The organism is Methanobrevibacter sp. (genome assembly GCF_045126245.1).
Classification (GTDB): domain Archaea; phylum Methanobacteriota; class Methanobacteria; order Methanobacteriales; family Methanobacteriaceae; genus Methanocatella.
In genome coordinates this window covers 1-9314 of record NZ_JBGVOG010000074.1, presented here as the reverse complement: position 1 = coordinate 9314, position 9314 = coordinate 1, and the positions used below count along the sequence as shown (strand labels likewise).

The 9314-nt window shown below is 38.3% G+C and carries 11 protein-coding genes; 8 read left to right on the top strand and 3 right to left on the bottom strand.

Annotated elements, in window-relative coordinates; all coding sequences use genetic code 11:
- Nucleotides 1–650 (bottom strand): hypothetical protein (locus tag ACJMLZ_RS05750; protein WP_405304433.1); only part of this gene is annotated, 650 nt, incomplete at its 3' end.
- Nucleotides 651–697: 47 nt separating this feature from the next.
- Here ACJMLZ_RS05750 and ACJMLZ_RS05745 point away from each other — a divergent pair.
- The 5 genes from ACJMLZ_RS05745 (at nucleotide 698) to ACJMLZ_RS05725 (ending at nucleotide 3975) form a co-directional block, all read left to right on the top strand.
- Nucleotides 698–1222 (top strand): flavodoxin, encoded by a 525-nt coding sequence (locus tag ACJMLZ_RS05745; protein ID WP_405304431.1) that lies wholly within the window; start codon nucleotides 698–700, stop codon nucleotides 1220–1222.
- 7 nt (nucleotides 1223–1229) lie between these two features.
- On the top strand, nucleotides 1230–1700 hold the full coding sequence (locus ACJMLZ_RS05740; protein ID WP_405304429.1) for a MarR family winged helix-turn-helix transcriptional regulator: 471 nt from the start codon (nucleotides 1230–1232) through the stop codon (nucleotides 1698–1700).
- The gene (locus tag ACJMLZ_RS05735; RefSeq protein ID WP_405304427.1) at nucleotides 1697–3088 is read left to right on the top strand and encodes an MATE family efflux transporter; all 1392 of its coding nucleotides are present in this window, start codon (nucleotides 1697–1699) and stop codon (nucleotides 3086–3088) included. Before ACJMLZ_RS05740 ends, ACJMLZ_RS05735 begins: the two co-directional genes overlap by 4 nt.
- Before the next feature lie 71 nt (nucleotides 3089–3159).
- Nucleotides 3160–3612, top strand: a complete 453-nt coding sequence (locus ACJMLZ_RS05730; protein WP_405304425.1) for a hypothetical protein — start codon at nucleotides 3160–3162, stop codon at nucleotides 3610–3612.
- Nucleotides 3613–3675: 63 nt separating this feature from the next.
- Nucleotides 3676–3975 carry a hypothetical protein gene (locus tag ACJMLZ_RS05725; RefSeq protein ID WP_405304423.1) on the top strand — a complete coding sequence of 100 codons (300 nt, stop codon included), beginning with the start codon at nucleotides 3676–3678 and terminating at the stop codon, nucleotides 3973–3975.
- 19 nt (nucleotides 3976–3994) lie between these two features.
- Here the strand turns inward: ACJMLZ_RS05725 and ACJMLZ_RS05720 are convergent, their stop codons facing one another.
- Nucleotides 3995–4549, bottom strand: a complete 555-nt coding sequence (locus ACJMLZ_RS05720; protein ID WP_405304435.1) for a manganese efflux pump MntP family protein — start codon at nucleotides 4547–4549, stop codon at nucleotides 3995–3997.
- A gap of 111 nt (nucleotides 4550–4660) precedes the next feature.
- Between ACJMLZ_RS05720 and ACJMLZ_RS05715 the strand changes: the two genes are divergently transcribed.
- The 3 genes from ACJMLZ_RS05715 to ACJMLZ_RS05705 are packed head-to-tail and all read left to right on the top strand — an operon-like array spanning nucleotide 4661 to nucleotide 7891.
- Nucleotides 4661–5104, top strand: coding sequence for a MarR family winged helix-turn-helix transcriptional regulator (locus ACJMLZ_RS05715; protein ID WP_405304421.1), 444 nt, complete (start codon nucleotides 4661–4663; stop codon nucleotides 5102–5104).
- Nucleotides 5105–5106: 2 nt separating this feature from the next.
- A complete protein-coding gene (locus ACJMLZ_RS05710; protein WP_405304419.1) occupies nucleotides 5107–6486 on the top strand; it encodes an MFS transporter in 1380 nt (459 codons plus the stop codon).
- 13 nt (nucleotides 6487–6499) lie between these two features.
- Nucleotides 6500–7891 carry an MFS transporter gene (locus tag ACJMLZ_RS05705; RefSeq protein ID WP_405304417.1) on the top strand — a complete coding sequence of 464 codons (1392 nt, stop codon included), beginning with the start codon at nucleotides 6500–6502 and terminating at the stop codon, nucleotides 7889–7891.
- A gap of 38 nt (nucleotides 7892–7929) precedes the next feature.
- Here the strand turns inward: ACJMLZ_RS05705 and ACJMLZ_RS05700 are convergent, their stop codons facing one another.
- The gene (locus ACJMLZ_RS05700) at nucleotides 7930–8760 is read right to left on the bottom strand and encodes a DUF169 domain-containing protein (protein WP_405304415.1); all 831 of its coding nucleotides are present in this window, start codon (nucleotides 8758–8760) and stop codon (nucleotides 7930–7932) included.
- Nucleotides 8761–9314 lie beyond the last annotated feature (554 nt).

The following is a 9314-nucleotide window of genomic DNA, read 5'->3' as shown; positions in this document are numbered from 1 at the left end:
ATATAAAGTATTGACATTTCAAGGCTTACAAGGCCCTCTATCGGCATGCTGAAAAGATACATATACAGATACATCTCAATGACTGTAAGGAAAAATCCCTGAACCGCTCCGCATATTGCCTGAGCCAATGTATGCTTTTCTAAAGTAACCCTTGACCAGATTACGATTGGATATAGAATAGCGAATGCAGCTCCGATTGGACCCAACAGCAATATCAGGGCACCTATAGGTCCGCTTACTCCTGTTGTGTGGACGCTTATTTTCCATCTGGTTGTAATCAGCATTACGATGAATGTGTTTACCGCATAGCAAAGCAAAAGAAGAGTCAGGAAGTAATCGGCATTCAAAAACAGTGAAATGAAAAAGCCTATGAGATATGATATGACTCCAACAATCAGCGGTGTGGAACGGTCACTTCTGTTTGAAATGTCCTTGTCGGTATTGAGCTTTTTAGCCCAGTACAGTATTATCGCCATAGGCAATATTGATGAAAATACAAGTGAAATCAGCTCGAGCACAATGAATTTATCCAAATCAAAGACTCCGTTTTCAAAGGAAAGCACATAACATATTATCAAAAACAGCGGTATTGTGATAATCGGAGGGTTTGTGATTGTGGATATTGCATCGGCGATTTTCAATTTGTTCATAATAATAATATTTATCCTAATCAAATAAATATTTTTGAGATTTGCGGTTGACTGTTGCCACTGCAATAGTTGTCAGTGCAACATTTATATACAATGACATTATAACTATAATAATGAAATCATTAATCGCATTTTATTCAAGAACAAACATTACAAAAAAGCTTGCGGAAGATATTGCAGGCAAAGTTAACGGTGATATTGAAGAGATTGTACCTAAAGTGAACTATCAGGGAAAGATTGGCTATGCCCGTGGCGGAAAGGATGCAATCACAGAAAAGATCATAGACATTGAACCATTGAAACATGACCCTCAGGATTATGACATGGTATATCTCGGAACACCTGTATGGGCAAGCAAGGCTTCAACCCCCTTAATTTCATATATCAAACTCAATGAAGGCAAATTCTCAAATGTAAAATTTTTTGCAACAGCAGGAGGATCAGGGCTTGATTCCACTTTGGAACAGATGGAAAAATACGTTTCCATAAAGCCTGCAGCAACACTTGCCTTAACAACAAAGGAAGTTAAAAAGGACCTCTATGAAGAAAAATTGGCTGAATTTTTAAAATAGTGTTAGCATGAGCCTGGATGAATTTAAACAAATGGATGCAAAGGCGCTTCCGGTAGGAAAGCTGATTTCAATCATTGCAAGGGGCCACAGCATATATCTCAACCACAACCTTAAGGATTTGGATATCAATGCAACACAGCTCCACCTGCTTTTTGAGATATCCCACCAGAGCAGCATAAATCAGGAAAATATTGCATCAAGATGCAACATCAACAAGGGTGCCGTTGCAAGGTCAATCAAGAAACTTGAAGAAAAGGGGCTTATCGTAAGGGAGATTGACTGTGAAAACAGACGACAGAACAAGATTTCCCTTACACAAAAGGGCCGTGAAACCCTAAATTCAAGCGTTGAAATATTCAATGATTGGGAACAGGAAGTCTTTAAGGGATGTGACATGATTGAAAGGCACACACTGCAGAATGTATTGAAGCAAATAGCCATCAGAACAATAGAACTTAATCAGGAAGAGGAAAGATGAGCGGCGAGAAAAGTAAAAATATAGAAATGATTACAGGAGATCCGAAAAAGGCAATAGTAAAGCTGGCAATTCCAATGATGATTTCCATGCTTCTGATAATGCTTTACAATCTTGCAGACAGTATCTGGGTTGCAGGGCTTGGTGCAGATGCCCTTGCTGCAATAGGTTTCATCACACCGCTGTTTATGGTATTGGTGGGGCTCGGAAACGGAATAGGTGCAGGAGCCAACTCACTCATTGCAAGAAACATCGGAGCAAAGAATTACTCCCAGGCAAATAACGCAGGACTTCACGCCATTGTCCTTTCAATTGTCGTTTCCATAATATTTACCATACTGATTGAAGGTTTCATGGTTCCTATTCTTGAGTTCATGGGAGCCGGAAGCACAATAGGATATGCTATGGATTACAGCTACATAATATTCGGATTTCTCTTCATATTCGTATTTTCAGGTGTGGCATCAGCGATATTCCGGTCTGAAGGTGACATGAGGCGCGCTACAATAGCAATTGCAGTTACCGCAATCATGAACATCATTCTAGACCCTATATTCATTTACATCCTTGATTTTGGAATCGCAGGCGCCGCATGGGCTACAATAATATCAGCGTCACTTTCTTGCATTGTAATGAGCTACTGGATATGGGGAAAAAAGGACCTATATCTTGACCTGTCTCCAAAAAACTTCAACTACTCAACACAGCTTATGCTTGACACGCTTCAGGTTGCCATTCCTTCAACCCTGGAAAACATCATATTTTCAGCTCTTGCAATCATCATAAACAGCATGCTCGTAATTGCCGCCGGAACAACTGCAGTGGCTGTATATACTGCATCAATGAGAATAGTTCAGCTTTCAATGATTCCATTGATAGGTATTGGAACAGCCGTGCTGACCGTTGCGGGCGTCGCATATGGGGCCCACAATTATGTCAACCTCAAGACAGCCCACATCTATTCAATCAAATTGGGCTTTGCCATCTCAATCATATTGGGCGTTATAATGTTCGCATTTTCAGCGCCTATTGCAAACATGTTTTCATATACCCAGGCAAGCGCAAGCCTGTCTCCGCAGATTGCCTCTGCAATATCAGTATTGAGCCTATTTGTACTGGCAATTCCCCACGGTATGATGTCATCCATGATGTTTCAGGGTGTCGGAAAAGGAGTATATTCCCTTCTGATTACACTTCTCAGATCACTGATTCTTGAAAGCGTATTTGCATACATTTTCTGCTTCATTTTCGGATGGGGAGTTACAGGAATATATGCCGGTGTGGTATTCGGATGTTTTGTCGGAGGAACAATAGGATTTCTGTGGGCACATTTCTTTACATACAAATTCAAGCAGATATCAATCAGGAAATATGCGCCAAAAACTGATTAAAACAGTCCATCCGGACTATTTGCATTATTTTTTAAAAGCATTTTTATAAGATGTGACTTAAACAATTAATCATGGAATTCATCTTAAACCGCAAAAAATATTCAATACAAAACCATGAGCTGTATATCAATTACCTTATGGTTGACAATTACTTCCGCCATCACTATTCAAAATATGACTATGACATCGAATTCGATTTCATAACCCCTATTCTAAGCAAGGATAAAGTCGAGTTCGAGGATATTCTTGAGGGAACCAAGGACCTTGAGGAGCTGATTGAAAAGGAGCAAATCAGCTTTATAGCGCCGGGTCTGAGAATCGATGAAACTTCAGGAAATAACTTCAATATAACCTATCAGGATTTGAAATTTGAAAATATACATGTAGGTGAAGCCATTCCTCTTTTGATTGCATTAAACACTTTGCTTAACTACAAACCCATTGTACCCCTTATGCAAATCAAGGAGGAACTTGACAATTTCATTGAAAAGTTCCGCTCATACAACCAAGAGCATGACATTTAACAAGGCAAATTATTAAAACTATTAAAGACAAAATATTAATTAATTACATATCGAGGTAACACTATGGTTGAAAAAACAATTGAATTGACAGAAGAACAGCTTGAAAAAGTAGAAACCCTGGAAGCCAACAATATCAGTGTCGGTGAAGCAATTGATATGCTCTTTAAAATCAAGGAGGATATTGAACTTAACGCACCTACAGAAGATGATATTGACCTTCTATCTAAATTGATCACTTCAGTTAAATCTTCAGAAAAAGAGAAAATTGTCGAAAAGGAATACACAGAATCAAAAACTTATGATGATCAAATCCAGAAAGTCAAACGTAACATTAGCTGGAGCCGCGACTTCTTTAATTTTTAAATCCTTTTTTCTTTTTTTATTAAAATCCTAAAAGGATTTTGATTCCAATTAAAATAAGTATGACGCCTCCGAGTATCTGGAACTTGTCACCGAAATAGTCGCCTAGCCTGCGGCCTATATATATTCCTGCAATGCTGAATGCAAATGCAACAACACCTATTATGATTGACGGTGCAAGGAACGGATTATTTAAAACCGCAAAGGTTATTCCCACCGCAAACGCATCGATGCTTGTAGCTATTGCAAGCAATGTCACTTCCTTGAATGAAAAGTTATCCGTTATCTCCTCATCACCGCCTGAGAGACTCTCACGAATCATGTTAAGCCCTATAGCCAAAAGCAGGACGAAACCTATCACTGATGCAAATGATTCAATGATGCTTGAGATGCTGCTTATGCAGAAGTATCCCAAAACAGGCATCATGAACTGAAAAAATCCGAAAAACAGTCCGTAATATAAAATTTGTGATTTATTCAGATTTTTTTGTGTAAAACCCTTTGTCAGGGATACGCTGAAGGCATCCATGGCAAGCGCAACGGCTATCAAAAAAACGGATATTATAGTTAATGACATCACTTTTATATTGTTGGTTAAATTATTTATAGATATTATTGTTTCAATATTAACTGTTCACTTCGAAACATTTATATCCGAATTAATACATAATGATAATCAGGTGATATTATGGATGGTGAAAGTTATGAAGGAATTTATGATTCCTCTCCGTTCATCGCATGGATTCATAATCTAAGCAAAAATCAGATGAGATACCTGAATTCAAAGATTGATGAACTTAATTTAGGCCATGAGATGCGTTTTATAATGATGATATATGACAATCCAAACATCTCACAGGACAATCTTGTAAACATTTCAGGTCAGAGCAAGGCCAGTATAGCAAAATCACTTAAAAAGCTCGAAGATCAGGGATACATCAAAAGGGATGTCAATCCCGACAACAGACGCAAATACATGTTGAATACAACACAGAAGGGAGATGAGATAGTACCGAAAATAAGGCAGATTTCAAAGGATTGGGAAAAGAAAGTTGGAATAACAGATGAAGATATAGAATTGAGGAAAAGGATTAAGGAAATTGCCATCAAAGGCATGGAGCTGGTGGGATGAAGATGAAGTTCGATTCGGAAACTTATGTGGTGTTTGTGGCATTCATAACAGCATTCTTCGGAGTGTTTCTCTCAGCGGGAATAGTTTTGGGAGTTCCGTCCATCGCTTCGGAATTCGGCATGAACAATGTTTTGCAAAACTGGATTACGACAATAGCCCTTCTTGCCGTGGCGGTATTTACGCTTCCTGCAGGACAGATTTCAGGAAAGTACGGAGTTAAAAAATCACTGATTGTTGGAATGGCAATATTCCTTCTGGCATCAGTTGGTGCATGTCTTTCTATTTCAAAGGAAATGTTTCTGATTTTTAGAGCGCTTCAGGGCATAGGCATTGGATTTTCAAACGTATCATCAATGGCTATGGTAGTTCAGGCAGTAAAACCTCAAAACAGGGGAAAATCACTGGGCTTTACAGTAACCGGAGTTTATCTGGCAGGATCCCTTTCACCGGTATTCTGCGGATTTCTGGTTCATAACTTCGGCTGGAGGTCAATGTTTTACTTTGTATTCCCATTTTTGGTTCTCTGTCTGATACTGATGATTTTAAAGATACCTGGAGAATGGAAGACTTATGAAGGAAATAAAATCGACGCTGTAGGCTATGCCCTATACGGCATCGGAATTCTGGCTTTCATTTACGGCTTTACAAACTTAATGAAAACATATGGGGTAATATGCATCATAATAGGAATTATTCTCCTGATTGCTTTTGGATACTACGAGCTTAAGGTCGATAGCCCTGCATTCAACATGAGGCTGTTTGGGAACATGAAGTTTACCTCATCCAACATTGCGGCACTGTGCAGCTATCTTGCAATTGCGGCAATTACAACCATTCTGAACTATCATTTCCAGTATGTGAGAGGATGGAATGCTCAGATGTCCGGACTGATACTTATAGTCACTCCGATAATCATGGCAATAATGGCTCCTAATGCGGGAAAGCTTTCAGACAGGATACATCCTCAGAAACTGGCTGCAATAGGTATGGGAATCGCTACGGTGACCCTTGTTATACTGATATTTTTGGATGCGGATATGCCTTTATATCTGATTGTCATTGCGATGATTCTTCAGGGTATCGGAATGGGACTCTTTACAACCCCTAATACCAATGCGATAATGAGCTCAGTTCCGCCTAACGAGACTCCTAACGCATCAGCGGCTCAGTCTGCAATGAGAACCATAGGCCAGACCATGAGCCTAGGTCTTTTGACACTGGTATTTGCATGGATTATGGGAAGCCTGAAGCTTTCATCACAGTATTCTGCCATGATAGTTCAATCTTCACAACTGGTAAGCATAATATGTACAGCAATTTGTATAGTTGCAGTCTTTGCCTCCTTAGTGGGCATAAAATCAAAGGATTCGTTTAATTTTTAAAAGAGGGATATAAATGAAATTAGAATTAGAGACATATGTAGTGATAGTATCGTTCATCACTTCATTTTTTGCGGTGTTTTTATCAAATGGTATTATTATTGGAGTTCCTGCAATTGCACAGGACTTTGCAATGAACAACGTTATCCAGAATTGGGTGCCGACAATATTATTTTTGACCGTTGCGGTATTTACGGTTCCGGCAGGACAGATTTCAGGAAAATTCGGAGTTAAGAAATCCTTATTGGCTGGAGTTCTCGTATTTTTAATAGGTTCAATTGGGGCATGCCTCTCATTTTCAACCGAATCATTTTTAGTATTCAGGATTATACAGGGAGTGGGAATGGCATTTCTGAATGTTTCCGCAATGGCGATGGTGGTTCATGCGGTAAAACCTCAAAACAGGGGAAAGGCTCTTGGATTTACAGTGACAGGGGTTTATCTTGCAACATCACTCTCACCGGTGATTTGCGGATTTTTGGTTCATAACTTCGGCTGGAGATCAATATTTTACAGCGTAATTCCATTTTTAGTACTATGCATTGTCCTGTTGTCATTTAAAATTACAGGAGAATGGAAGACATATGAAAAAGACAAGATTGATAAGGTAGGATCAATAATTTATGCTATGGGCATTTTAGCATTTATCTATGGTTTTACAACATTGACAACAACCACAGGCCTGATTTTAACAATACTCGGATTGGTTCTGCTTGTCGGATTTGGAGCATTCGAATTAAGGCAGAAATCACCTGTATTCAATGTTAACCTATTTAAAAACAAGAAGTTCACATCATCCAATATAGCAGCATTATGCAGCTACATTGCCATTATGGTAGTTACAACCATCCTGAACTATCATTTCCAGTATGTAAGGGGTTGGGATGCCCAGATGGCAGGACTAATACTGATAATTACCCCAATCATCATGGCGATAATGGCTCCTAATGCAGGAAAGCTTTCAGACAGGATACATCCTCAAAAGCTGGCAGCTTTGGGAATGGGGATTGCTTCGGTTGCCCTTATCATATTGACATTCCTCAACGGGGACACACCACTGTATCTTGTAGTCATTGCGATGATCCTGCAGGGTATCGGAATGGGACTCTTCTCAAGCCCTAACATGAACGCAATCATGAGTTCTGTTCCTCCAAAGGACGCTCCGACCGCATCAGCTTCACAGGCTACAATGAGAACAATCGGTCAAACAATGAGCCTGGGTCTTTTGACATTGATATTTGCATGGATTATGGGAAGCCTTAAACTGGCTCCGCAATATGCGAACATGATTGTACAGTCATCACAGATAATCTGCGGAATATGTACCGTTGCATGCCTGATAGCAATATTCGCTTCCCTGATTGGAATCAAATCCAAAGATGAGTTCAACACCAAAAGGCCGAATTGATTAGTTTAACCGCTAATCAATTTTTTTTATTTTTTAATTTATTTTCCATTGCCGAATTCTTTCCAGAAATCAGTCTGGAAAACGCTTTTTTTGCTTAAATCATCAAGCTTTAAAAACAGTTCCCACGGCATTGATAAACATAAGTAATCGTTTGGAATGAAGTGTTTCATGTGTCGCCTTGCAGCAAAATCAAGGGGACTCAGTACCGGTGAGGGAATGTCTGCTTCAGCCTGTTGGAACGTAAATGATCCTATTGCCTGGCATGCTGATGCCTGTGGTGTTATGACAGTTGCATTTTCACTTCTAAAAGAACCGTTCAACTGCAGGACTGCTGAAAGTTCCATAGGATTCAATGTAAATATAACGGAATCTGGAATTTCATCTTCACATAATTTTTCAATCGGCTTGAATACGACATACTGCTTATCGTCATATATTGGCCTGTTTTTGATGTGCTGTAAAGCTGTATCGAAGTCACAATAGATTCTTTCACCTTCCCTGAACATGTCAGCCACATTTTTTGGCTTGTTTTCCAATTTTTTGAGATATTCATCCTTATCCTTTGCGGAATCCTGGCCTAAAGATAGAAATGTAGCCTGAAATTCCATATCTTGAGGAGTATTGAATCCATCTCCCCATCCCATTCCGGTTGCAATGCCTCCGCAGGTAATGTTTTCACGGCCGAAAGCGGTGATCTTTCTTTTGGCAATGGTCTGTGAGACAAATGCCATTACGCATCCTCCTTTGCCGGGTTTAGGTATGACAGCATCAGTCGGTTTTTCGTCAGTTTTAATAAGCACTATTGGATCGAATTTTCCGTTTAATTCATTGACTATATTGAATTGCATTTCCAAAACCTCATTTTGCATGGATAATATTTAGTCTTTTTGCTAAAATATAAGAATTTTGCCTTAATTTTTTTATTAAATTTCAAGTTTTTTACAAAACCTACAAACTTAAACTGGCCCATATGCATGCAGCTATCAAAATACAGACATTTTGTAAATTCTGTGTAGATCCAAAAAATAATAAATTTAATAATTTTTATAAAATTTAATAAAATTTATTAATTTAAACTTCATATTGCTTTCAATTCTCACATAAATTGATTTAATATCCCCGTTATAATCAATTGGTTATAATCATATAGTTTTCATTAAAATAATCACTGATTATTTGTTATATTGATAAATAAGGCAGAATAATTCTTATTTTTAGTGCAATTTGCGTTAGTGTAATATTACAATAGTCGGAATAGTATTTCCGCCTATAATATGTAAATAGTCATTATACAGAAATATGTAGAAATAGTAAAAATAGTTAATGTAGTAATATTCCAATTAATAGGTTAATACAGATATCAGTATTAATACCACTAATATTAATTGATATATTATATAGAAATACAGAAATATATTTGATA